Consider the following 22697-nt stretch of genomic DNA (forward strand, 5'->3'; position numbering starts at 1 on the left):
CGCCACTGACCTGCCATGGGCCTTCAGGCGCGCCGAGCTGTTCCTCTTCAACCTATCTGCCTAGGATGCTCTACGGGTGGTGTCGCGGTCAACGCCGGTGACAGCCACGCCAGGTGGTCACGTGATCAGCAGGATCAGATGAGCGGATGCGGGGGCGGTCAGCGGTCGGCGCGGATCAGGTCGGCGGCGCGCCAGGCCAGCGCCATCACCGGGGCGTTGAGGTAGCCCGAGACGAGGATCGGCAGCACCGACGCGTCCACGACGCGTAGGCCTGCCACACCGCGTACCCGCAGCCGGGAGTCCACCACGAAGTCGTCGCCCGGCCCCATCGCGCAGGTGCCCACCGCGTGGTAACCGCAGTAGCCGAGGGCGAGCCCCGCCTCGATGATCTCCTCGTCGTCCTGCACCGCCGGGCCGGGCAGCGTCTCGGCGACGATCCGCTTGGCGATCGGTGCCGTGCCGAACAACTCCCGCACCCGCCGGAACGCGCCGACGGCGACCCGACGGTCATGCGGGGCGGTGAAGTAGTTCGCCACGATTGCCGGTGCGGTGCCAGGGGCCGCCGAGGTGATTGCCAGGCTGCCTTCGCTCTCCGGCCGGGTCACCGTGACCTGGGCCATCAACCCCGACTCCGACTCCAACTCGATCGCCCGTCCGGGGCGTCGGGGTGCTGCCGAGAAGGGCGCGAGCAGCAACTGCGCGTCGGGGTGCCCGACGTCCGGCGCGGAGCGGAAGTACGCCCCGACGTCGTACACCGGTAGGGCGAGCAGCCCCCGTCGAGTGGTCAGGTAGCGCAGCATCTCGCGGGCCTGCCCGAGTGGGCTGCTCAGGCGGGCGTTGTAGCCGGCCCGGCCCGCCAGCCGGAACTGCATGGGCGTGGTGCGGTGCTCGCGCATGCCGACCCCGACGCGCGGCCGGTCCGCCAGCACCGGGACACCGGCCCGGCGCAGGGTCTCGGCCGGCCCGATGCCGGAGACCTGCAACAACTGCGGGGTGGCGATCGCCCCGGCGGCGAGGACCACCTCGGCGGCGGCACGATGCTCGACACTCCGGCCGCCCTGGCGGGTGCATACCCCGACCGCCTGACCGTTCTCGATCAGGATGCGTACCACGACGGTGTCGACCACGACGGTGAGGTTGGGTCGGTTGCGGACCGGATGCAGGAAGGCGTCGGCGGCGTTGCTGCGGCGACCGTCGCGGATGGTCGCCATCAGGTAGCCGATGCGTTCGTCGTCGGTGGCGTTGAGGTCGTCCACCCGCTGCCAGCCCAGTTCCACCCCGGCCGCGATGGCGTTCTCGCTGATCTCGTCGGTGCCGGTGGCGGTGGACAGGCGCAGCGGCCCGCCGACGCCGCGCACCTGCGAGGCGCCGAGCGGATTGTCCTCCAGGCGCTTGAAGATCGGCAGCATGGTGTCCCAACCCCAGCCGGGGTTGCCGAGACGTTCCAACTCGTCGTAGTCGAGCCGGTCGCCGCGGCCGTACACCATGCCGTTTATCGAGCTTGACCCGCCGACCAGCCGGCCGCGCTGCCAGACCTCCTGCTGGCCCGCTCGGACCTGCGCCGGGTAGTGCCAGGCGGTGCGTCGGTCGTCCATCAGCCGGCTGAAACCCTTGGGAATGCGGACCCAGGGGCTGCGGTCCCAGCCGCCGGCCTCGATGAGCAGGACCCGCGTGCCCGGGTCCTCGGTCAGCCGGTTCGCCAGCACACAGCCGGCCGACCCCGCACCCACCACGATGTAGTCGAACTCCGCCATGCTGGCCCCCGATATTGGCGTGTCTCGCTGCCACACACCGTATTGCGTCGCTCACGGCAGGGAAAGGGTGGCGGCGGAGGCCGTCCTGTCAGCAGCCGGCAGGGGTGTCCGCAATGCCCGCCGAGAAATGCGGCGGATCGGTGAAACCCGCTGCCGGCGCTACGCGTCATCAGGCTGAACGACCGAGGACCAGCCGCCGGCAGGGCAGATGGCCTCGACAGGCGAGGCAGCCGGGAGGAACCGTGGTGGTGGGTAGATGGCTCGCTGGAGCGAGCCTGGTGGCGCTGACAAGCGTCGCCGCGACCGTGTACGGGGTAGCGTCGGCGTCCGAAAACGACACACCGACGCCGAGCGCGGTGGCCGTCGAGGCGCCGGCTGCGGCGGCGCCGGTGGCTGGCTTGCGGCCGCCCGGTGCCGGCAAGGGGCGGCCGACACCGCAGCCGACCCCGAGCATCGACGCCGTGCTCTCCGGCAAACGCCGGGTCACGATCGTACGGGTGGGCGCGTTCGAGGGCGGTCTGTCCCTGCTCGACGGTGGCCGGCTGGCCGAGGTCGACGACGACCGGGGCCGACAGGTGTTCGTGCCGACCCCCCTCGGCTCGGGCGAGTTCCTGATGAAGGCGTACTACGGCGGCGGCACCGGCAAGCCGATCTGCTGGCAGGCACACAACCCGCAGAACACCCAACCGCTGTACGTGCGGGGTGCCACCTGCCGGGCGAACGACCCGGCACAGCGGTTCGTCATCACCGCCGCCGAGGGTGGTGGACCCCGTGAGTACGTGATCAGCAACCGCTGGGCGTACCTGCGAGACTCGGTACGATCCGGGCTGATCCTGGAGGAGTTGGGTGACGCCGCACCGTTCAGCAGCTTCCGGTTCAACGACACCGGCCCGGCCCCGCGCACGTGACCGGCCCGGTGACCCGGCCGTCCACCCCCGGCCGGGTCACCAGTGTGACCAGACAGTTGACGGATTCAACCGGGTCGGGTGGGAGACTTTGATCGATGCGTGACGCTGCGGAGTTCGACGCCTTCTACTCCGCGTCCGTGCAGCGGGTGCTGGGACAGCTGTACGCGATGATCGGCAACCGGGCCGAGGCCGAGGACGCGGTGGCCGAGGCGTACGCCCGGGCCTGGGACCGGTGGGCGACGGTGCGCGAGTGCGACAGCCCGGAAGCCTGGGTGCGCCGGGTGGCCTACCGGGTGGCGGTGAGCGCCTGGCGCAAGACCGTCAACCGGCTGCGCGCCCACCGGCGGGACGCCACCGGGCAGCAGGTGGAGGCCACCTCGGTCGACCACGTCGCGGTGGTGACGGCGCTGCGGCGCATCCCCACCGAGCAGCGTCGGGTGGTGGTGCTGCACCATCTGGTCGGCCTCAGCGTCACCGAGATCGCGACCGAGGTGGGCAGCAACGAGAACACCGTCAAGACCCGGCTGGCCCGGGGCCGCCGGGCGCTGGCCGCCCATCTGACCGAGGAGAGCAGTCCCCACATGGACGGAGGGCGCAGCACGTGAGCTTCGACGACCAGCTCGACGACGCCCTACGGGCACTGGCGCGCGACGGCGGGCAGGACAGCCGGATCCCCGCCGCCACCGACATCCGGCGACGCGGCGAAATTCGCCGCCGCCGCCGCCGGACCGCCTCGGTGGCGCTCGCCGCCACCGCGGTCGTCGTGCTCGGCGCGGGCGTCGCACTGGCCCGCCTCGGCGGCTCCACGCAGTCGATGCCGATCGACCCGGCCGGTCCGTCCACCGTCATCGGCCCGTCCACCAGCCCCAGCGTCGATCCGTCGCGCCCGTCGACCTCGCCCACGGGCTCGCCCGACTCGTCCACGGGGTCGCCTGATTCACCTGATTCGTCCACCAGTTCGCCGGCCGTGCCGCCGAGCACCGATCGGCTGCTGTCCGGCACCCGCCAGGTCGCCATCGTGCGCACCGACGCGTTCGAGTCGGCGGTGTCGATGCTCGACGACGGCCGGCTGGCCGAGGTCGACGGCGTCGAGGGCCGCCGGCTGTTCGTGATCACGCCGCAGGGCCCCGGCACCTACCAGATCCGCACCGCCGCCGACCCCGACACCGACCTGACCGACACCTGCTGGGAGGTCCGCTCGGCAGGCAGCCAGCCGCTGCGCGTCGAAGGCGTCCCCTGCGACCAGGACGAACCCCGACAGCGTTTCTCTCTCGACCCCGCCGCTGGAGGCACGTACCTGATCAGCAGCAACTCGGCGTACCTGCAGAACTCCCCGACCCGAGGCCTGATCCTCGAAGAGGCCGGCGACGCCCCGGTAACCGCCCGCTTCCGCCTCGTCGACAACGGCCCCGCCCCCAAGTAACCCCCTTCCCCACCCACTCGCCCACCCGCTCGCCCCGCCCGCTCGCCCCGCCCGATCTCCCCGTCGATCATGGAGTTTTGGTCGCCGGAATGTGGCATATCAACTATTTGTCCCGGCCGAAACTCCATGATCGACGGGGAGGGGGCGTGGGGGAGAGGGCGTCTGGGGTGGAGGGAGGGTTGGGCGGGACCCAGCGGGTCTGCTTGATCGTGGTGAGCACGTCGCGGGCGGCGGCGGCCACGGCACAATCCGGGACGCGGCAGAGGGGGCAGCGGCCGTCCGGGCCGGGCTGGTGGTCACGCAGGGTCCAGCGGGCGGTCAGGGTGAGCCGGTTGAGGATCTGGGCCAGGGTCAGGAAGTTTGCGGTCATCCTCGGGTCACCCCCAGGGTGGCGGCGAGCGCGAGAATCGTGGCCGGGGCGTCGGGGTGACTGAGGGTGTCGGCGAGCACCTGCCGGGCGGCGGGCCGGTGGCGTACCTCGGCGGGCGCGATCCGGTCGGCTTCCAGCAACATCGGCGGGCACCGTCGGAGCCGTTCTCACCCACTTCACCGCCGTAGCAGTGCTCCCGGTGACCGTTTGCTCGGCGATGACGCCCGGGCGATGCCGGTGGCGATGATGGTCGCACCGAGTACGGAGACGGCGGCGACCGGGCCGATCCAGGCGGGGCCGAACCCGATCGCGAGCACCGTCCCGCCGAGCGCGGCGCCGAGGGCACCCGCCGCGCCGGCGACGGAGATGTTCACCGCCGCGATCAGGCCGGTGGCACCCGCGTCGACCTGGCCCATCAGCCAGGTCTGGACCAGCGGTACGACCAGGAACGCCGCCGCACCCAGCAGAGCCAGCCCGGCCAACGCCGGTGCCGTCGTGGGTAGCAGGAGCGGCTGGGCGAGCAGGATCAGCGCCAGGGCGCCGATGGCGTACGGCAGGCGGCGGGTGATGGCGTCGGGGCGTACCCGGCCGGCGAGCAGGTTGCCGACGATGGTGCCCAGGCCGTAGCCGACCAGGCCGACGCTGACCCAGCCGGGGCTCAATCCGGTGACGGTACGCAGCATCGGGGCGACGTAGGTGAAGGCTGCCACGAAGCCGGTAAGCGTGAGCAGGGTGACGCCGAGGCCGGCGAGGATGGCCGGACGGGTCAGCGCGCCGACGCTGTCGCGGATCCCGGCCGGTGGCACGGCGACGATCCGGGGGCAGAAGACGACGACGCCGAGCAGCCCGACGGCGGCCAGGCCGGCGACGACCACGAAGGTGACCGGCCAGCCGTACGCCGCACCGATCAGGCTGCCCAGCGGCAGACCGAGCACGGTGGCCAGGGCGAACCCGCCGAACACCCGGGCCACCGCGGCGGTCTGCCCCTCGGGCGGCACGGCCGCCATGGCGATCTGGGAGGCCACGGCCATGAACAGCGCCTGCGCCAGCGCCGACCCCAGCCGGGCCGACAACAGCATGGCGTACGACGTGGACATCGCGCTGGCCACCGCCGACACGGTCGCCAGCGCCATGGTGGCGGCGAGTAGTTCCCGGCGGGGTAGCCGGCGGGTCAGCAGGGCCGCGACGGGGCCGCCCACGGTCACCACGATCATGTACGCGGTGATCAGTTGCCCGGCGGCGGGCACCGAGACCCCCAGGTCGACGGCGACCTGGGGGAGGAGACCGACCAGCACGAACTCGGCGGTGGCCACGGCGAACGAGCAGACGAGGAGTACATAGATGATCACAGACGGACGCTAAAGCCTGACATCGACGTTAGAGTCAAGCCATGCGGATCGGTGAGTTGAGCGCCCGTACCGGTGCCTCGGAGCGGATGCTGCGCTACTACGAGGAGCAGGGGCTGCTCAAGCCCGAGCGGACCGCCTCGGGCTACCGGGTCTACGCCGAAGCGGATGTCGACCGGGTGGCCCGGATCAGGTGCATGCTGTCGGCCTCGCTGCCCTCGGGCGTGGTCGGGCAGGCGCTGCGCTTCCTGCTGGACGGGCGTGCGGCGATCCCCGACGAACCGGCCGACCGGGCTCGGCTGGCCGAAACCCTTGAGAGCGAACTGGACCAGTTGACCGAGAAGATCGCGTCGTTGCAACACAGCCGGGAGTTGCTCGCCACCTTCGTCGCCGACGTACGCGGGGACGCGGTGGGACCCGGCCGACCGGGCGACCCGGGTGCCCGGGTGGTGCGCCGATCGGTAAGCAAGGCGGGACCGGCGACCGGCCGCGCCCGCTGACCGTCCGAGCAGCGGCGTTGTGGGCGTCTGAGATGCTTCGGGGCGTGACGACCGGCCACCCCCGCTCACACCGTCGCCGCCGCAGACGTCTGCCGTGGCTGCTGCTGGTCGTCGGTCTGCTGGGGGTGCTCGGCGCGGTCGCGTACGTGGTGGTGCCGCAGGTGTTGCCGCCGGGGCCGCGACCGTTGTTCCAGATGCCGGTGGGCTGCGGGGAGACCTGGCAGGTGGGCACCTATCCCGGTCACGGTGACAACGACGTGGATTTCTTCCCCCTCTCCGGTGACCCGTGGGGGCAGCCGGTGCTCGCCTCGTACGAGGGCACGGTGACCGTGGCGGGCATCAACGGGTCGCTCGGTGGGCGTACGCCGGAGAATCCGGATGGGCCTCGGGGCCGCGGTGGCGGCTACTGGGTGAAGATCGACCACGGCGGGCGGTGGGAGACCCAGTATCTGCACCTGCTCGAACCGCCGATGGTGCAGGTCGGGCAGCGGGTCGCCCAGGGTCAGCAGATCGGGCGGATCGGCAGCACCGGCAACTCCGGGGCCCCGCATCTGCACTACGAGCAGCGTGCGGGCTGGCAGAAGGTGGAGACCTGGTTCGACGGTCAACCGTCCGGTATCACGCACGACGATGCCGAGTACACCGTGCGGCTGACCAGCAAGAACTGCGCCGCTGCCGGTAATTGACGCCGATCATGCCCTGCCAGATGCCCGGTTAGCGGCTAGCGTGGGGTCAGGCAGTGGCCGCAGGATCCCTGGGGGAGGACCATGTCCAGCACCAGATTCGGGTTGGCCGGCGCGACGCTCGCCCTGCTGCTCACCGTGTCGGTGGGTTGTAGCGCGGGGGAGGGCGTCGATGTCGACGGCGGGAACGAGGCCGGCGCGGGGGGTGTCCTGAACGCCGCCATCGGTGGTGAACCGGATCAGCTCGACCCGCACAAGACTTCGGCCTACTACAGCTTCCAGGTGCTGGAGAACGTCTTCGACACCCTGGTGGAGCCGGACGCGAACCTGGAGATGCAGCCGTCGCTGGCCACCGGGTGGACCACCAGCGACGACCAGCTGACCTGGACGTTCACCCTCCGCGAGGGGGTCAAGTTCTCCGACGGTACGCCGTTGACCGCCGAGGACGTCGTCTACTCGTACAACCGGATCATCGACGAGAAGCTGAACACGGCGTACAAGTTCGGCACCGTCAAGTCGGTGGCCGCGTCGAACCCGACCACCGTGGTGATCACCCTGTCCGCGCCCACCCCGAATCTGCTGGCCAACCTGGGCGGCTTCAAGGGGGTGGCGATCGTGCAGAAGGCCAACGTGGAGTCCGGCGAGATCACCACCAAGCCGATCGGCAGTGGACCCTTCGCCATCGGCGGCTACACCTCCGGCGACAACATCCAGTTGGTCCGCAACGACAACTACTGGGGCGAGCGGCCCAAGCTCGACGGGGTGCGGTTCACCTTCGTCAGCGACCCCACGGTGGCGTTGCAGAACCTACGCGGAAACGAGGTGCAGTGGACGGACAACCTGCCCCCGCAGCAGGTGCCCGCGCTGCTCGACGGCGACGAGCCGACCGTCGAGTCGGTGCCGTCGACGGACTACTGGTACCTGGCCCTCAACCAGGCGCGTAAGCCGTACGACGACGTCAACGTGCGCCGGGCGATCGCGTTCGCGCTGGACCGGGAGGCGATCACCAAGGCCGCCAAGTTCGGGCTGGCCACGGTCAACCAGACGGCGATTCCGCAGAACAGCGCCTTCTACTACGAGTACGCGCCGTACTCGCACGATGTGAACCAGGCCCGGCAGCTGCTCGACCAGGCCGGCGTCAGTGACCTGACCATGGACCTGATGGTGACAAGCGAGTACCCGGAGACGGTCACCGCCGCGCAGGTCATCGCGTCGCAGTTGGCGGGCATCGGCGTCAACGTCAAGATTCGTACGCTGGACTTCGCGCAGTGGCTCGACGAGCAGGGCAAGGGCAACTTCGACTCGTTCATGCTCGGCTGGCTGGGCAACATCGACCCGGACGAGTTCTACTACGCCCAGCACCACAGCGGCGGCACGTTCAACTTCCACAAGTACAACAACCCCGCCGTCGACCAACTGCTGGACCGGGCCCGCACGCAGACCGACCAGGGCGCCCGCAAACAGCAGTACGAGCAGGTGGCCAAGCAGATCGTCGACGACGCCAGCTACATCTACCTCTACAACCCCGACGTGGCGCAGGGCTGGTCGAAACAGGTCACCGGCTATCAGGTACGCACCGACCGGGCGATCCGGTTCCGCGACGTGGCGTTGACCAGGTGAGCGGGCAGGGGACCGCAGGTGGCCCGCTTCGTCATCCGCCGACTGCTCCAGTCCTGCGTGGTGCTGCTCGGCGTCACCCTCGTGGTGTTCCTGCTGCTGCAACTGGTGCCGGGTGACCCGGTCCGGGTGGCGCTGGGCACCCGGTTCGACCCGCAGACCTACGAGGCGCTGCGGGCTCGGGCCGGGCTGGACCAACCCCTGGTGGTGCAGTACTTCGACTATCTGCGGCGGGCGCTGACCGGCGACCTGGGGGTCAGCTTCCGCAGCGGCCAGCCGGTCACCGCCATCGTGCTGGAGCGGCTGCCCGCGACGCTGTCGCTGGCCGTGACCGCTGTGCTGTTCGCGTTGGTGATCGCCCTGCCGCTGGGCATCGTGTCGGCCATGCGCAGCGGATCGGTCGTCGACCACGCGGCGCGGGTGTTCAGCCAGTTCGGTGTCTCGGTGCCGGATTTCTGGATGGGCATCATGGGCATCCTGCTCTTCGCCGGGGTGCTCGGCTGGCTGCCGCCGTCGGGCTACGTGGCGTTGACCGAGTACCCGGCCCGGTGGGCGTCGCACGTCGCCCTGCCCGCGGCGACCGTGGGCCTGGTGACCGCGTCGATCCTGACCCGGTTCATCCGCTCGTCGATGCTGGAGGTGCTGTCGGAGGACTACGTCCGTACCGCCGAGGCCAAGGGTCTGCGGACCCGGGTGGTGGTGTTGCGGCATGTGCTGCGCAACGCCCTGATCCCGGTGGTCACCGTGGTGGCGGTGCAGTTGGCGAGCCTGCTCGGCGGAGTGATCGTGATCGAGGTGCTGTTCGCCTGGCCGGGCATCGGCCGGCTCACCTTCGACGCGGTACAGGCCCGCGACTATCCCGTACTCCAGGGGGCGGTGCTGCTGGTCGCGGCGCTGTTCCTGCTGGTCAACCTGTTGGTGGACATCCTCTACGCCCGCCTCGACCCGAGGATCACGGTCAAATGAGCGCGCCGACGGTCAACCCGAGCGAGGGGCAGTTGCGGCGTGCCGTGTCGGCGTTGCGCCACGACCCGTTGGCCCTGACCGGCACCGCGGTCCTGGTGCTGCTGGTCGTGGTCGGGGTGGCCGGGCCGTGGCTGGCACCGGCCGGCATCAACGACGTGGACGTCGACCGGATGCTCCAGGCGCCCAGTTGGGCGCATCCGTTCGGCACCGATGAACTCGGCCGCGACGTGCTCAGCCGGGTCATGGTCGCCGCCCGGGTGTCCCTTCAGGTCGGCGCGGTCAGCGTCGGCATCGCCCTGGTCGCCGGGGTCACCCTCGGCCTGTTCGCCGGCTACTACCGGGGCTGGCTGGACAACCTGCTGATGCGCTGCATGGACGTGCTGTTCGCGTTCCCGGTGCTGCTGCTCGCGGTGGCCATCGTGGCGGTGCTCGGACCGGGCCTGCTCACCGCGATGATCGCCATCGGGGTGGTCTACACGCCGATCTTCGCCCGGGTCACCCGGGCCGGTGTGCTCTCGGTGCGGGAGCAGGTCTTCGTCCGGGCCGCGGTCTCCATCGGCGCGTCCGACCTGCGGATCATGCGCCGGCACGTGCTGCCGAACATCGCCGCGCCGCTGATCGTGCAGACGTCGCTGTCGCTGGCTTTCGCGATCCTGTCCGAGGCGGCGCTGTCCTTCCTCGGTCTCGGGGTGCAGCCACCCGCCCCCGCCTGGGGTCGGATGCTCTACGACGGTCGGGGTTTCGTCACCGACGCCTGGTGGCTGGGCGTCTTTCCGGGTGCCGCCATCTTCTGCACCGTGCTGGCGTTCAACCTGGTCGGTGACGCGCTGCGCGACGTGCTCGACCCCCGTCAGTTGACCGTCAACGAGGCCAGGAGGAGCACCGGATGAGCGATGCCGTACTGGCCGTGTCGGGGCTCACCGTCACCATCGGCACCCGGCGCGGTCCGGCCCGCGCGGTGGCCGGGGTCGACTGGTCGGTCCAGGCGGGGCAGACCCTCGCCCTGGTCGGCGAGTCGGGCAGCGGCAAGAGCATGAGCGTGCTCGCCGCCACCGGCCTGGCACCGCGCGCCGCCCGGGTGACGGGCAGCGTACGGCTGCTCGGTGAGGACTTCACCGCGTTGCCGGCGGATCGGCGGCGGCGGATGCGGGGTCGGCACGTCGGATTCGTCTTCCAGGATCCGATGACCTCGCTCAACCCGGTGCTCACAGTCGGTCGGCAGGTCGCCGAGGCCGGCGAGGAACATCTCGGGCTGACCCGGCGGGCCGCCCGCACCCGCGCCATCGAACTGCTCGACCTGGTCGGCATCCCGTCGGCCGCGCAGCGGGTGGACGCCTACCCGCACCAGTTCTCCGGTGGCATGCGCCAGCGGGTGGTCATCGCCATGGCGTTGGCCTGCGAACCGGATCTGCTGATCGCCGACGAGCCGACCACCGCGCTGGACGTCACCACCCAGGCCCAGATCGTCGAGCTGGTCGCCGACCTGCAACAGCGCCTCGGCACCGCGGTCGTCTGGATCACCCACGACCTGGGCGTGGTCGCCGGCATCGCGGACACCGTGGCGGTGATGTACGCCGGGCGGATCGTCGAGCAGGGGCCGGTCGACGCGGTGTTCGACCGGCCGGGGCACCCGTACACCTCGGCTCTGCTCGCCGCCCGACCCGAGCCGGGGGCCGGCGGTGGCGACCTGGTCACCATCGCCGGCGCGCCACCCAGCCCGCACGAGCTACCCGCCGGCTGTGCCTTCTGGCCCCGCTGCCCGGTGCGCGGCGACGCCCGATGTGAGTACGAGCTGCCGCCGCTGGTCCCGGTTGCCGGCGCACACCACGTCCGCACCTTCTACCCGCAGCAACCCGACGGGGAGGGCCGATGAAGCGCGGTGAGGTGCAGGTGCCGACGCAGCGCGGTGCGACTGAGGCGGTCGCCGAGCTCGACGACCTGCGGGTCTGGTTCCCGACCTCGGCCGGCGTGGTCCGGGCGGTCGACGGGGTGTCGTTGCAGGTCCGCCGGGGCGAGACGCTGGGGCTGGTGGGGGAGTCGGGCAGCGGCAAGTCGACCACCGGTCTGGCGCTGCTGCGCCTGGTCGATCCCACCACGGGCAGCGTCCGGGTAGCCGGGCAGGACGTGACCGGCTGGTCGCGTCGCCAGCTGCGGGCGCTGCGGCGTCGGGTCGCCATGGTGTTCCAGGATCCGCAGGCGTCGCTCGATCCACGCCGTACCGTCGGGTCCAGCATCGCCGAACCGTTGATCGTGCACCGGCTCGTCGACTCCTCCTCCGCTCGTCGTCGCCGCGTCGAGGAACTGCTCGACGCGGTGGGTCTGCGTCGGGACCTGGCCGACCGGCACCCGCATGAACTCTCCGGCGGCCAGCGGCAGCGGGTGGGTATCGCCCGCGCGCTGGCCGGCGAGCCGGACCTGATCGTCCTCGACGAGCCGATCGCCTCGCTCGATCTCAGCGTGCAGGCGCAGATCATGAATCTGCTGCGCGGGCTGCAACGGGACCTGGGACTGACCTACCTGTTCATCGCCCACGATCTGGCCGCCGTCGAGCACATGAGCGACCGGATGGCGGTGATGTATCTGGGTCGCATCGTGGAGAGCGGCACACCGGCGCAGATCTGGCGGGAGCCGGCGCATCCGTACACGGCCGCGCTGCTGTCGGCGATTCCGGTGGCGGATCCGCGGGTCGAACGGGAACGTCGGCGGGTCATCCTCAGTGGGGACATCCCCAGCCCGGTCGAACCGCCCAGCGGCTGCCGGTTCCGGACCCGCTGCCCGCAGGCGCGACCCGACTGTGCCGAGACCGATCCGGCGCTGGTCGAGGTCGCCGCCGGGCACCGGGCCGCCTGCCTGTACGCGGGAGAGGCCGTACGGGCGATGCGCGTCTCCTGACCCCTCCGCCGGCACCGTGGCTCTTGACGCGCCGAACGACGTTGTCCAGTATCCCTATATGTTCGATGGAGTATGTAGGGCACCGGGGGCCTAGGCGTGTACGTGTCAGCGCGATCGGACTACGCCGTACGGGCCATGTTGGCGATGGCCCAGCAGCACCCGGCCCTGGTGAAGGCGGCGGCGCTCGCGGCCAGCCAGGACATCCCGTACTCCTTCCTGCAGGGCATCCTGCTGGATCTGCGCCGTGCCGGTCTGCTGCACAGCGCCCGCGGTTCCGACGGCGGATACGCGCTGACCAGGGCGCCGGAGGACATCACCGTCGGTGACGTGTTGCGGGCCACCGGCGGGCCGCTGACCACCGTTCGGGGTGCGCCTGCCGAGGTGGCGACGTATCACGGGGTGGCCGTCGGGCTGGGCGAGGTGTGGCAGTCGGTGCACCGCGCGATCGAGCGGGTGGTCGACCGGTCCAGCCTCGCCGACCTGCTCGTGCCGGTCGACCGCCCCGCGGATGCGCACGCCGGTCGGGTCTGCACCCGGTCCGGCCCGGATTAAGGCTTGAAATCCTGTCGAGTTGGTGGGATATTCGGTGCGCGGTCGGGCAGGCGATCGATGCTGCCGCGCCGGCGTGAGCCGGGCGCGTCGGGGTCGTCGTCGCGCCGTTGTCGGCTGGGCACCGAGGCTCGGTCCGTGACCGCGATCCAACACCGCTTTTCCTGCTGATGGCCCAAAACGGGCATATTCCCTATCTAGTCGGTCGGATTTATAGAGTGCGGGCGCGCACTGGAGGAGGACACCTGCGATGAGGCTCCGGATCAGAACGGCCATCGCTGCAGCCATGGTCACCGGCCTGGCCCTGTCGGGCTGCGGCGGCGGCACCTCGGCGAGTGACTCCAGCACGTTGAACATCGTCGGATTCGCGGTGCCCGAGGCGGCCAACAAGGCCATCGCCGCGGAATGGAACAAGACCGAGGCGGGCAAGGGCGTACGGTTCAAGTCCTCCTACGGCGCCTCCGGCGACCAGAGTCGCGCGGTGGTCTCCGGCCTCAAGGCCGACTACGTGCACTTCTCCGTCAGCAGCGACGTGACCCGCCTGGTCGACGCCGGTCTGGTCGACGAGAGCTGGGACGACGGCCCGAACAAGGGCATCGTGTCCTCGTCGGTCGTGGTCCTGGCCGTACGCAAGGGCAACCCCAAGAACATCCAGGGCTGGGACGACCTGATCAAGCCCGGCATCGGCATCGTCACGCCCAACCCGGCCTCCTCGGGCGCCGCCCGCTGGAACGCCCTCGCCGCCTGGGGACACATCGCCGCCAACGGTGGCACCGACGCCCAGGCGCAGGAGTTCCTCACCAAGCTGTTCGCCAACGTGGTGTCGCTGCCGGGCAGCGGCCGGGACGCCACCACCACCTTCCTCGGTGGCACCGGTGACGTGCTGCTGGCCTACGAGAACGAGACGATCCTGGCCCGGCAGAACGGCGAGGATCTGGACTGGATCCTGCCTCCCACCACCATCCTGATCCAGAACCCGGGCGCCGTGCTCAAGGACGCGGACCCGAAGGCGAAGGAGTGGCTGGACTTCGTGCTCGGCCCGCAGGGGCAGCGGCAGTTCGCCCTGACCGGCTTCCGTCCGATCATCGACGGCGTCGACACCAGCGGTATCGAGGGCGCGCTCGACCCGGCCAACCCGTTCCCGGCGCCGCAGAAGCTGCTCACCGTCGACACGGACTTCGAGAGCTGGTCGGCGCTGTCCAAGAAGTTCTTCGATGAGAACGAGGGCATCATCACCAAGGTCATCGCGGCCTCCGGGAAGGCGAAGTGACCTCGGCAACTCTTGCTCCGGACCGACCGGCGGCCCCCCGCCGGTCGGTCCGGAGCGGCCTGCCGCTGACCCGGGTGTCCGGGCTGGGCCTCGGCGTGGCCATGGTCTGGTTCAGCCTGCTCGTGCTGATCCCACTGGCCGCCGTCGCGGTGACCGCCGCCGAAGGCGGCTGGGCCGGCTTCTGGCGGTCGGTGACCAACGAGCAGACCGCCGCCACCATTCGGCTGACCGTGGGCACCGCGCTGCTGGTCACCCTGGTCAACATCGTGATGGGCACCCTGATCGCCTGGCTGCTGGTCCGCGACAGGTTCTTCGGCAAGCGGGCGTTGGAAATCCTCATCGACGTACCGTTCGCGCTGCCGACGATCGTCGCCGGTCTGGTGCTGCTGTCGCTGTACGGGCCGGGCAGCCCGCTCGGGGTCAACATCGCCAACACCCGGATCGCGGTCTTCCTCGCCTTCCTCTTCGTCACCCTGCCGTTCATCGTGCGGACCGTGCAGCCGGTGCTGGCCGAACTCGACCCGGAGGTGGAGGAGGCCGCCGCCTCGCTGGGTGCCAGCCGGTACACCACCTTCCGGCGTATCGTCCTGCCGAGCCTCACCCCGGCCATCGCCGCGGGCGCGGCGTTGTCGTTCGCCCGCGCGGTCGGCGAGTACGGCTCGCTGGTCCTGCTCACCGGCAACCTGCCGATGCGGACCGAGGTGGCCTCCGTACGCATCCTCAGCAGCATCGAGAACGACAACATCGACAGCGCGGCGGCGGTCGCGGTGGTGCTGCTGGCCGTCTCGTTGGCCGTCATCGTCGTGCTCGACGTCATCCAGCGGAGGGTGATACGCCGTGGCTGAACACTCGATCACCACCCGCAACCAGGTCGGCCGCCGACCCGGCCGGTACGTGCTGCGCGCGGTGGTCACCGCGTACCTGTTCCTCCTGGTGGCCTGGCCGTTGTACCTGGTCGGCCGCAACGCTCTCGCCGACGGCTTCACCAGCCTGGGCGACATCCTCACCGATCCCGACGTCACCCACGCGCTGCGGCTGACCGTGGTCATCGCGGTGACCGCCGTCGTGATCAACACGGTGTTCGGGGTCGGCATCTCGATCCTGCTGGTCCGGTACGACTTCCCCGGCAAGCGGACGCTGAACGCCCTGCTCGACATGCCGCTGTCGGTCTCGCCCATCGTCGTCGGCCTCGCCCTGGTGCTGGTCTACGGCGGTCGGGAGGGCTGGTTCGGCCCGACGCTCGAATCCGCCGGTCTTCAGATCATCTTCGCCACGCCGGGCATGGTGCTGGCCACCGTGTTCGTGGCGTTGCCGCTGGTCATCCGGGAGGTCGTACCGGTCCTTCAGGAGATCGGCGACGAGCAGGAGCAGGCTGCCCGCAGCCTCGGCGCGAACGCCGTGCAGACGTTCCGTCGAATCACCCTGCCGGCGATCAAGTGGGGCGTGATCTACGGCGTCGTGCTCAGCCTCGCCCGTTCCCTGGGTGAGTTCGGCGCGGTGAAGGTCGTCTCCGGCAACGTGCTCGGCGAGACCCGTACGGCCACCCTCGTCGTCGAGGAGAAGTACCTGAACTTCGACAAGGGCGGCTCGTACGCGACCGCGTTCCTGCTGGCCCTCGTCGCTGTCGCCTGCATCATCGTCGTGTCCGTCCTCAGGCCGAAGGAAGACCGTTGAGCATCGAGATTGTCAACGTCGGCAAGCGTTTCGGCGACTTCGTCGCCCTGGACGACGTGTCGGTGAGCATCCCGTCCGGCCGACTCACCGCCCTGCTCGGCCCCTCCGGTGGCGGTAAGTCCACCCTGCTGCGGATCATCGCGGGCCTGGAGCGCGCCGACACCGGGAAGGTGGAGATCGAGGGCGTGGACGCCACCGGTCTGCCGCCGCAGAAACGCAACGTCGGCTTCGTGTTCCAGCACTACGCCGCGTTCAAGCATCTGACCGTACGCCGCAACGTGGCCTTCGGTCTGGAGATCCGCAAGCGGCCCAAGGACGAGATCCGTCGCCGGGTCGACGAACTGCTCGCCCTGGTCCACCTGGAACAGTTCGCCGAGCGGCTGCCCGCGCAGCTCTCCGGCGGGCAGCGTCAGCGGATGGCGTTGGCCCGGGCACTGGCCGTCGAGCCGACCGTGCTGCTGCTCGACGAGCCGTTCGGTGCCCTGGACGCGAAGGTCCGTAAGGAGTTGCGGGACTGGCTGCGTCGGCTGCACGACGAGGTGCACGTCACCACCGTCTTCGTCACTCACGACCAGGAGGAGGCGCTGGAGGTGGCCGACGAGATCGTGGTGATCAACGAGGGGCGGGTGGAGCAGATCGGCTCGCCCGACGACCTGTACGACCGCCCGGCCAACGAGTTCGTCATGCGCTTCCTCGGCCCGGTCACCCAGCTCGGCGACCAGTTGGTGCGCCCGCACGACCTGCACCTGTCGGCCGGCGGCACCGCCGGCGTGGCCGCCCGGGTGACCAGGGTGACCCGGATCGGTTTCGAGATCCGGGTCGACGTGGCCACGACCGGCGGCCAGCCGGTGACGGTGACGCTCACCCGCAACGAGTTCCTCGCCCTGGGCATCGCGGTCGACTCCGAGGTGCGGGTCCAGCTCGCCCCGGGCAGCCCCAGCACCACGGTGAGCACCCCGGAGCAGCGCACCGCCGAACCCAGCCTCGCCACGACCACCTCGTGACCCGGGACGCGCACCCTGCGCGGGGGGTCGGCGTCTGCTGAACGCTGTGGGTGCGTTTCTTGTCGCTGGAGCAACAAGAAACGCACCCACAGCGTCGTGCTGATGCGGCCGAAACGGGGAGAAGTGTCCGGGATCTGGACGCTACTTGTCATGGTCTGGTTGACCGGCTCAGAATATCGACATAACCAACCGGATCAGTAGGTTATTGACCCGAGGCCGTTCCCGGAGCGTAGGGAGTACCCCATGGCGCCGCCCACCGACGATCTCAAGCCCGTCGATGCCGACGTGGCGGAGCTCCGCAACCTCCTGCGTCACCAGGCGAGCACGGTCACCGTGGTCACCGCGCCCGGACCCCCGCTGGCCGGCTTCACCGCCACCTCCTTCTCCGCCGTCTCGCTCCGACCGCCGGTCGTGTCGTTCTGTGTCGACACCGGCTCGTCGAGCTGGCCCACCATGGCGGCGGCACGGCATGTCGGGGTGCATCTGCTCGCCCACGACCAGCACCAACTCGCGCGGACCTTCGCCACCAGCGGGATCGACCGGTTCGCGGCACCGACCCGTTGGCAGCCCGGCCCGGAGGGCGTGCCCGTCCTGGCCGACGCGTTGGCCTGGCTGCTGTGCCGGGTGATCGATCGGGTCAGGGTCGGCAGCCACGCCATCGTGCTGGCCGAACCGGAACTGCTTCACAGCGCCGGAGTCGGCTCACCGCTGCTCTACCACCGGGGCCGCTACACCGGGTTACCGGCAGCCCACGTGCCCGGGTGAAGTGACACCTGCGCCCTCTTGCGGAGAACCGCTGCCTGACATCGGGAAAGCCGCAGGTCGCGGTGGGGGAGGGGCGTCTGACTGCTGCAGATGATTCTCTGGCTCGCCTGGTCGGGATACCTCTGGCTGGGCAACCAGACGCGCGTCGACCTGCCCCCGGTACGGCGGGCGGTGCTGACGGCGATGGCGCCTGACGTTCTACTGCTGGGTGAGTGGACCGGTGCTGCGGGCGGGCACCTCACCCGGCGTGCTCAGGCCGAGGTGCCCGGCTGATCAGGGTTCGACAGCTCGTGTCGGTACGGCGGGTCGGCGCCCGCCCGGGTGCAGGTGACGGCGGCGACCTCGACGGCGTACCGCAGTGCGGCGGCGATCTCCTCGTTCGGCCAGCCGGATGCCGCGCGCGACAGCGCGGCCAGCAGCCCGGCGGTGAACGCGTCACCGGCGCCGATGGTGTCCACCACCTCGACGACCGGTGCCGGGTGCCGGAACGTGCGGGTGCCGGAGAGGGCGAGCGCCCCGCCGGCTCCCAGGGTCACCACCGTGAGGGCGGCGCCGAGGTCCCGCCAGTGCCGCAGGACGTCCTCGACGGGCCGGCCCGGATAGAGCCAGGCGACGTCCTCCTCACTGGCCTTGACCAGGTGAGCCAGCCGTATCAACTCTTCGACGCGGGCGCGGGCCTGCGCGGGGGTGCCGAGCAGGCCGGGACGGATGTTCGGGTCGATGCTGATCAGTGCGCGTTCGGCCCGCGCGGTACGCAGCGCGTCGGCCACCCGGTCGGCGCCGGGGGAGCGGAACACCGCAAGCGAACCGGTGTGCAGGATGCCCCGGCTGGTCAGTGCCGGGGACAACTCGTCGTCGCGCCACTGCCAGTCGGCGGTGCCGTCGACGTAGAAGTCGTACGTGGCGACCCCGTCGTCGTCGAGCGAGGCGATCGCCAGGGTTGCCGGATCGTCGGTGTCGACGGCCTGCCGCAGGTCGACACCGTTGGCGTCGGCGTGTGCGCGCAGGATGCGACCGAACCGGCTGGTGGAGAAGCGGGCGAGCAACGTGGCCGGTACGCCGAGCCGGGCGAGGCCGACGGCGACGTTGAGCGGGCTGCCGCCCGGGTGGGCGGTGAACCGGCCGTCCGGGCCCTGCACCAGGTCGACGACCGCCTCACCGAGCACGGTGACCACCGGCTGCGGGTCGCAGGTCACCTCAGCCTCCGCTGGTCGTGGCGGCCGGCAGGCGGGGGACCAGGCCGATGCCCGGCTGGTAGTGGACCGGCACCGGGTCGCTGATCGCACCGACGAATTCACCGTCGACGTGGTCGACGAACCCGATCAGGGACCACCCGTCGCCGTCGGGCACCAGCCGAGGCGCGTACAGGTTCGGCAGCGCGATCGGCTGCGCGGCGGCCACGTCCCAGGGGCCTTGGACGGTGGGCGCGGGCACCACCCAGAGTTGGTGCTCGGGGCCGTCGGCGACGGCGTTGGTGCAGAACAGCAGCAGCGGCTGGCCGTCCACGACGGCGACCTGCGGCACCTCGAGGTGACCGAAGCCGGCCGGCGCGGACAGCGGCGGCCGGACGGTCCAGGTCAGCAGGTCCGGGGAGGTGGCGTGGCCGATGACGCCGCGTTCGGCGGCGGGCCCCTGGTTGGCCCGGGCGGTGATGAGCATGTGCCAGCCGTCGCCGGCCGGGTCCGGGAACACCCACGGGTCACGCCAGGCCTGCTCGTACCACATCTGGGGGTCGAGCAGCTCGTACCAGGTCGGGTCGGCCTCCACGAGCGGGCCGTCGCCGTGCCGGTGCCAGGTGGTCAGGTCGTCGGAGACGGCGACGCCGACGCGCTGGACGAGACCGTCCTCCGCCCGGCCGACACCGGTGTAGAACAGGTACCACCGTCCGTCCGGGCCACGGACCGTGCAACCGGTCCAGGTCGCCAGGTCGTCCCAGGCGGGGGAGTCGGCGGGCACCAGCGCGTCGGGGACCAGTTGCCAGGAGCGGAGGTCCGTCGACACGGCGTGGCCGATCGAGGCGCGCCGGTGGCGGCGGTGCGGGTCGAGCAGGGCGCGGGAGGCACGCAGGAAGAACGCGTGCCACGAACCGTCGTCGTCCTGGGCGTACCAGCTGTCCCACACCCAGTGGTCGGGCAGACGTAGCATGGCGGGGAACGTACCACTAAATCGGTTTAGCGGCTAGCGCCGCCCTGCCGTCAGTCGTGCTCGACGGCAGGTGCGCCGGCCGGTGCGGCGACCGACCGGCGCCGTCGCAACGGCATCGGCACGAGCGACTGCGCCGGGGCCTCGCCGTCGAGCAGCAACTCCACCGCCCGCCGCCCCATCTGCTCGTGCGGCAGGGCGGCCGTCGACAGCCGCGGGCGCAACCACGAGGCGGTGGGATCGTCGTCGAAGGAGATCACCGAGATGTCGTCGGGGATGGTCAACCCCGCCTCGCCGAGCGCTTGGTACGCGCCGAAGGCGAGGCGGTCGTTCATGCAGATGATCGCGGTCGGCCGGTCCGGGCGGGCCAGCAGCGCCCGGGTCGCGGTGTAGCCGTGCTCCGGAAGCCACTCGGGACAGAAGCTCTCGACAAGCAACGAGACCCCGGCGGCGGCGAGGGTGGCCCGGATGCCGCGCAGTCGCGCCTCGGCGGCCAGCGAGATCTCCGGGTCACGCTCCTTCTGCCGGTTGCGCCCGATCAGGGCGATCCGGTCCCGGTGGCCGTACCCGAGCAGGGTCTCGGCGATCGCGACGCCTGCCCCCTCGTCGTCGGGTAGCACGCAGGGCAGCTCCTCGGCGCTTGTCGCGTTGAGCAGCACCACCGGCCCGCTGAGGATCGCCGGCGGCACGGACAGGCGGCGGGTGGCCATGGCGGCGTAGATGACGCCGTCGACCTGACGGTCCAGGATCGCCTCGATGGCGTACCGCTCGAACGTCGCGTCGCCCTGGGTCTCGGTGATGAGCAGGACGTGGTCGCGCTCGCGGGCGGCGTCCAGCGCGCCGCGGATCAGGCCACCGGCGAAGCGGGTGGTGGCCACGATGTCGGAGACGAACGCGATGGTCGCGGTCTTGCGGGTACGCAGACTGCGCGCGGCCACGTTGGGTCGGTAACCGAGTTCCTCGGCCGCGGCGAAGACCCGCTGGTGCGCCTCGGCGGACAGTCGGGTGCCCTCCCGCCCGTTGAGCACCATCGAGGCGGCGGTCTTGGACAGCCCTGCCCGCTTGGCGACATCGGCCAGGGTTGCTCGGTCGCGGCCCATCAGTCCTCCGATCGCGGCGGTCCGTCGCGCGCCGCCGTCCCATCATGATGCGTTGCGGCAAAGGACCGATCACCGGCGGGCGGACCGGCCGGCGTCGGGCCCGCCAGGTGAACCGGTTGTTTCCGGACCGTTGCCAACTGCTCCTTGACAGTGCCCGGCATCACGCGCATGCTCTGCTAAATCAGTTTAGCGACGTAGTTGAGCTGCTGGCGGAGGACGTATTCCGCCATTTTGTCATTGGATACCGCGAGCCGGAGTCCCGGCGCGACGTCCCACCCGGCCGAAGGCCGATCCACGGGGCGCCCGGACCGCCGGACGGCGAGGCACGCGGACGAGTCAAGGAGCATTGAGGTGCCGGAGTTCTCCACCAGGTTCACTCGACGCCGGCTGGCACTACTCGTGCCGCTGCTAACCGCCGGCCTGACCATCACCGCCTGCAGCGCTCCGGGCACGGAGCAGACCCCGTCGGGCGATGCCGACGCCGCGGTCAGCACCGAGCTCGGCACCGACCCGATCACCCTGGAGATGTACGCCGAGACCGGCTTCCCGCTGGCCAAGGCGCTCGCCGACGAGTTCACCAAGCAGCACCCGAACGTCACGTTCAACGTCCGCGAAGACCAGTTCACCGTCATCGTGGAGAACGCGCCGCGCGTCCTGGCCTCGGACAACGCGCCCGACATCATCCGGCTGCCCACCATGGTCGACCTGGTCAAGGACGGCCTGCTGAAGAACCTGGACCCGTACTTCGACGCCCACGGGTGGGACAAGTTCCCCGCCTCCCAGCTGGTGCAGCTGCGGCTCACCGACGGTGGCGCCCAGCGTGGCAGCGGCTCCCTCTACGGCATGGGGCTGGGCTACAGCGTCACCGGCGTGTTCTACAACAAGAAGCAGGCCGAGCAGATCGGCATGACCCAGCCGCCGGCCACCATCGCCGAGTTCGAGGACCTGCTGGCCAAGGCCAAGGCCGCGAACCTCCAGCCGATCATGCAGTTCAACAAGAACACCGCAGGCATCAACTTCCCGCACCAGGCGCTGCAGAACCAGTTCGGCGACCCGCAGCAGATCGCCGACTGGATCTTCCAGAAGCCGGGCGCCACCTTCGACACCCCGGCCGCCCTCAAGGCCACCGAGAGCATCCAGAAGTGGGCCCAGGCCGGGTACTTCCCGAAGGACGCCAACGCCATCGACTACACCGCGATGATGGGCGAGTTCATGAAGGGCAACGGCGTGTTCATGTTCAACGGCGACTGGGAGTCGGCGAACCTGGACAAGAACATGGCCGGCAACGTCGGTTTCTTCCTCTTCCCGGGTGAGACCCCCGACGCCAAGCGCGTCGCGATGTCCGCGCCGAACACCTTCGGCGTCGGGGCCAAGGCCAAGAACGCCGACGCCGCCGCGTACTTCCTGAACTGGGCGCACACCAACGACAAGGCCCGGGAGATCTCGGTCAACGTCGGCGGTTCGCACCCGGGCGGCCCGAGCACGTCGGCGCTGCCGGCCGTGGGCGAGGGCACCGTGCTGGCCGAGACCCTCAAGGCCTCGCAGCAGCTCGGCGCGGACAACGGCGCCGTCGACTTCACCGCCAACGCCACCGGCGGCATCTTCGCCTCGGCGATCACCCCGGAGATGCAGAAGCTGATCGCCGGCCAGCAGAACCCGCAGGGCTACGTCAAGGCGGTGCAGGCCGAGTACGAGAAGGAACTGTCCCGCTGACCTCTTCCCCGGCCCGTGGGC

25 protein-coding genes are annotated in these 22697 nt (G+C 70.6%); 18 read left to right on the top strand and 7 right to left on the bottom strand.

Annotated elements, in window-relative coordinates; translation table 11 throughout:
- Positions 1 to 158 precede the first annotated feature (158 nt).
- A complete protein-coding gene (locus tag EG812_RS16555) occupies positions 159 to 1754 on the bottom strand; it encodes a GMC family oxidoreductase (RefSeq protein ID WP_126712062.1) in 1596 nt (531 codons plus the stop codon).
- A 245-nt stretch (positions 1755 to 1999) separates the two neighbouring features.
- On the opposite strand from EG812_RS16555, the gene EG812_RS16560 reads away from it, so the two are divergent.
- The 3 genes from EG812_RS16560 (at position 2000) to EG812_RS16570 (ending at position 4085) form a co-directional block, all read left to right on the top strand.
- Complete coding sequence (locus EG812_RS16560) at positions 2000 to 2662, top strand: hypothetical protein (protein ID WP_233579507.1); 663 nt, start codon at positions 2000 to 2002, stop codon at positions 2660 to 2662.
- Between the two features lie 95 nt (positions 2663 to 2757).
- A complete protein-coding gene (locus EG812_RS16565; protein WP_013733621.1) occupies positions 2758 to 3267 on the top strand; it encodes a sigma-70 family RNA polymerase sigma factor in 510 nt (169 codons plus the stop codon).
- Complete coding sequence (locus EG812_RS16570; RefSeq protein ID WP_126712063.1) at positions 3264 to 4085, top strand: RICIN domain-containing protein; 822 nt, start codon at positions 3264 to 3266, stop codon at positions 4083 to 4085. Before EG812_RS16565 ends, EG812_RS16570 begins: the two co-directional genes overlap by 4 nt.
- Positions 4086 to 4188: 103 nt before the next feature.
- Here the strand turns inward: EG812_RS16570 and EG812_RS16575 are convergent, their stop codons facing one another.
- From EG812_RS16575 to EG812_RS16585, 3 genes are read right to left on the bottom strand one after another with little or no spacing between them, the layout of a single operon-like run.
- The gene (locus EG812_RS16575; RefSeq protein ID WP_126712064.1) at positions 4189 to 4455 is read right to left on the bottom strand and encodes a hypothetical protein; all 267 of its coding nucleotides are present in this window, start codon (positions 4453 to 4455) and stop codon (positions 4189 to 4191) included.
- Positions 4452 to 4598, bottom strand: coding sequence for a hypothetical protein (locus EG812_RS16580; protein WP_013733624.1), 147 nt, complete (start codon positions 4596 to 4598; stop codon positions 4452 to 4454). The genes EG812_RS16575 and EG812_RS16580 overlap by 4 nt, the downstream gene beginning before the upstream one ends.
- A gap of 33 nt (positions 4599 to 4631) precedes the next feature.
- Positions 4632 to 5804 carry an MFS transporter gene (locus EG812_RS16585; RefSeq protein WP_126712065.1) on the bottom strand — a complete coding sequence of 391 codons (1173 nt, stop codon included), beginning with the start codon at positions 5802 to 5804 and terminating at the stop codon, positions 4632 to 4634.
- 41 nt (positions 5805 to 5845) lie between these two features.
- On the opposite strand from EG812_RS16585, the gene EG812_RS16590 reads away from it, so the two are divergent.
- The 14 genes from EG812_RS16590 to EG812_RS16655 all read left to right on the top strand — a co-directional run bounded on the left by EG812_RS16590 (position 5846) and on the right by EG812_RS16655 (position 17994).
- A complete protein-coding gene (locus EG812_RS16590; RefSeq protein WP_126712066.1) occupies positions 5846 to 6301 on the top strand; it encodes a MerR family transcriptional regulator in 456 nt (151 codons plus the stop codon).
- 32 nt (positions 6302 to 6333) lie between these two features.
- Positions 6334 to 6987, top strand: coding sequence for a M23 family metallopeptidase (locus EG812_RS16595; RefSeq protein ID WP_050814609.1), 654 nt, complete (start codon positions 6334 to 6336; stop codon positions 6985 to 6987).
- Between the two features lie 81 nt (positions 6988 to 7068).
- Positions 7069 to 8604: an ABC transporter substrate-binding protein gene (locus tag EG812_RS16600; RefSeq protein WP_126712067.1), complete on the top strand. Its 1536-nt coding sequence runs from the start codon at positions 7069 to 7071 to the stop codon at positions 8602 to 8604.
- Between the two features lie 18 nt (positions 8605 to 8622).
- Positions 8623 to 9567, top strand: coding sequence for an ABC transporter permease (locus EG812_RS16605; protein WP_126712068.1), 945 nt, complete (start codon positions 8623 to 8625; stop codon positions 9565 to 9567).
- Entirely contained in the window at positions 9564 to 10457 is an 894-nt protein-coding gene (locus EG812_RS16610) for an ABC transporter permease (protein WP_013733630.1), read from the top strand. The genes EG812_RS16605 and EG812_RS16610 overlap by 4 nt, the downstream gene beginning before the upstream one ends.
- Positions 10454 to 11440 (top strand): ABC transporter ATP-binding protein, encoded by a 987-nt coding sequence (locus tag EG812_RS16615; protein WP_126712069.1) that lies wholly within the window; start codon positions 10454 to 10456, stop codon positions 11438 to 11440. Before EG812_RS16610 ends, EG812_RS16615 begins: the two co-directional genes overlap by 4 nt.
- Positions 11437 to 12459: an ABC transporter ATP-binding protein gene (locus EG812_RS16620; protein WP_126712070.1), complete on the top strand. Its 1023-nt coding sequence runs from the start codon at positions 11437 to 11439 to the stop codon at positions 12457 to 12459. Before EG812_RS16615 ends, EG812_RS16620 begins: the two co-directional genes overlap by 4 nt.
- Before the next feature lie 96 nt (positions 12460 to 12555).
- Positions 12556 to 13011: an RrF2 family transcriptional regulator gene (locus EG812_RS16625; RefSeq protein WP_126712071.1), complete on the top strand. Its 456-nt coding sequence runs from the start codon at positions 12556 to 12558 to the stop codon at positions 13009 to 13011.
- A 247-nt stretch (positions 13012 to 13258) separates the two neighbouring features.
- The gene (locus EG812_RS16630; RefSeq protein ID WP_013733634.1) at positions 13259 to 14278 is read left to right on the top strand and encodes a sulfate ABC transporter substrate-binding protein; all 1020 of its coding nucleotides are present in this window, start codon (positions 13259 to 13261) and stop codon (positions 14276 to 14278) included.
- A complete protein-coding gene (cysT, locus tag EG812_RS16635; protein ID WP_013733635.1) occupies positions 14275 to 15123 on the top strand; it encodes a sulfate ABC transporter permease subunit CysT in 849 nt (282 codons plus the stop codon). The genes EG812_RS16630 and cysT overlap by 4 nt, the downstream gene beginning before the upstream one ends.
- The gene (locus EG812_RS16640; protein ID WP_013733636.1) at positions 15116 to 15952 is read left to right on the top strand and encodes a sulfate ABC transporter permease; all 837 of its coding nucleotides are present in this window, start codon (positions 15116 to 15118) and stop codon (positions 15950 to 15952) included. The genes cysT and EG812_RS16640 overlap by 8 nt, the downstream gene beginning before the upstream one ends.
- Positions 15949 to 16956, top strand: coding sequence for a sulfate/molybdate ABC transporter ATP-binding protein (locus tag EG812_RS16645; protein WP_013733637.1), 1008 nt, complete (start codon positions 15949 to 15951; stop codon positions 16954 to 16956). The genes EG812_RS16640 and EG812_RS16645 overlap by 4 nt, the downstream gene beginning before the upstream one ends.
- Positions 16957 to 17199: 243 nt before the next feature.
- Positions 17200 to 17721, top strand: a complete 522-nt coding sequence (locus EG812_RS16650) for a flavin reductase family protein (protein ID WP_013733638.1) — start codon at positions 17200 to 17202, stop codon at positions 17719 to 17721.
- Between the two features lie 90 nt (positions 17722 to 17811).
- On the top strand, positions 17812 to 17994 hold the full coding sequence (locus tag EG812_RS16655) for a hypothetical protein (protein WP_126712072.1): 183 nt from the start codon (positions 17812 to 17814) through the stop codon (positions 17992 to 17994).
- Here the strand turns inward: EG812_RS16655 and EG812_RS16660 are convergent.
- The 3 genes from EG812_RS16660 to EG812_RS16670 are packed head-to-tail and all read right to left on the bottom strand — an operon-like array spanning position 17973 to position 20963.
- Positions 17973 to 18917, bottom strand: coding sequence for a carbohydrate kinase family protein (locus EG812_RS16660; protein WP_502697196.1), 945 nt, complete (start codon positions 18915 to 18917; stop codon positions 17973 to 17975). The two genes, EG812_RS16655 and EG812_RS16660, sit on opposite strands and share 22 nt — an antisense overlap.
- A 1-nt stretch (position 18918) precedes the next feature.
- Complete coding sequence (locus EG812_RS16665) at positions 18919 to 19866, bottom strand: glycoside hydrolase family 68 protein (protein WP_126712073.1); 948 nt, start codon at positions 19864 to 19866, stop codon at positions 18919 to 18921.
- A 50-nt stretch (positions 19867 to 19916) separates the two neighbouring features.
- Complete coding sequence (locus tag EG812_RS16670) at positions 19917 to 20963, bottom strand: LacI family DNA-binding transcriptional regulator (protein ID WP_013733641.1); 1047 nt, start codon at positions 20961 to 20963, stop codon at positions 19917 to 19919.
- 351 nt (positions 20964 to 21314) lie between these two features.
- Between EG812_RS16670 and EG812_RS16675 the strand changes: the two genes are divergently transcribed.
- Positions 21315 to 22676, top strand: a complete 1362-nt coding sequence (locus tag EG812_RS16675) for an ABC transporter substrate-binding protein (RefSeq protein ID WP_013733642.1) — start codon at positions 21315 to 21317, stop codon at positions 22674 to 22676.
- Positions 22677 to 22697 lie beyond the last annotated feature (21 nt).

It is taken from the genome of Verrucosispora sp. FIM060022 (assembly GCF_003977705.1).
Taxonomy (GTDB): domain Bacteria; phylum Actinomycetota; class Actinomycetes; order Mycobacteriales; family Micromonosporaceae; genus Micromonospora; species Micromonospora gifhornensis.

Bases quoted from the DNA above. Each gene is read 5' to 3' on its own strand.
- EG812_RS16565 (WP_013733621.1), top strand. From the start codon at position 2,758: ATGCGTGACGCTGCGGAGTTCGACGCCTTCTACTCCGCGTCCGTGCAG.
- EG812_RS16630 (WP_013733634.1), top strand. From the start codon at position 13,259: ATGAGGCTCCGGATCAGAACGGCCATCGCTGCAGCCATGGTCACCGGC.
- EG812_RS16620 (WP_126712070.1), top strand. From the start codon at position 11,437: ATGAAGCGCGGTGAGGTGCAGGTGCCGACGCAGCGCGGTGCGACTGAG.
- EG812_RS16610 (WP_013733630.1), top strand. From the start codon at position 9,564: ATGAGCGCGCCGACGGTCAACCCGAGCGAGGGGCAGTTGCGGCGTGCC.
- EG812_RS16665 (WP_126712073.1), bottom strand. From the start codon at position 19,866: ATGCTACGTCTGCCCGACCACTGGGTGTGGGACAGCTGGTACGCCCAG.
- EG812_RS16600 (WP_126712067.1), top strand. From the start codon at position 7,069: ATGTCCAGCACCAGATTCGGGTTGGCCGGCGCGACGCTCGCCCTGCTG.
- EG812_RS16595 (WP_050814609.1), top strand. From the start codon at position 6,334: ATGCTTCGGGGCGTGACGACCGGCCACCCCCGCTCACACCGTCGCCGC.
- EG812_RS16670 (WP_013733641.1), bottom strand. From the start codon at position 20,963: ATGGGCCGCGACCGAGCAACCCTGGCCGATGTCGCCAAGCGGGCAGGG.
- EG812_RS16575 (WP_126712064.1), bottom strand. From the start codon at position 4,455: ATGACCGCAAACTTCCTGACCCTGGCCCAGATCCTCAACCGGCTCACC.
- EG812_RS16555 (WP_126712062.1), bottom strand. From the start codon at position 1,754: ATGGCGGAGTTCGACTACATCGTGGTGGGTGCGGGGTCGGCCGGCTGT.
- EG812_RS16615 (WP_126712069.1), top strand. From the start codon at position 10,454: ATGAGCGATGCCGTACTGGCCGTGTCGGGGCTCACCGTCACCATCGGC.
- EG812_RS16580 (WP_013733624.1), bottom strand. From the start codon at position 4,598: ATGTTGCTGGAAGCCGACCGGATCGCGCCCGCCGAGGTACGCCACCGG.
- EG812_RS16655 (WP_126712072.1), top strand. From the start codon at position 17,812: ATGATTCTCTGGCTCGCCTGGTCGGGATACCTCTGGCTGGGCAACCAG.
- EG812_RS16650 (WP_013733638.1), top strand. From the start codon at position 17,200: ATGGCGCCGCCCACCGACGATCTCAAGCCCGTCGATGCCGACGTGGCG.
- EG812_RS16590 (WP_126712066.1), top strand. From the start codon at position 5,846: ATGCGGATCGGTGAGTTGAGCGCCCGTACCGGTGCCTCGGAGCGGATG.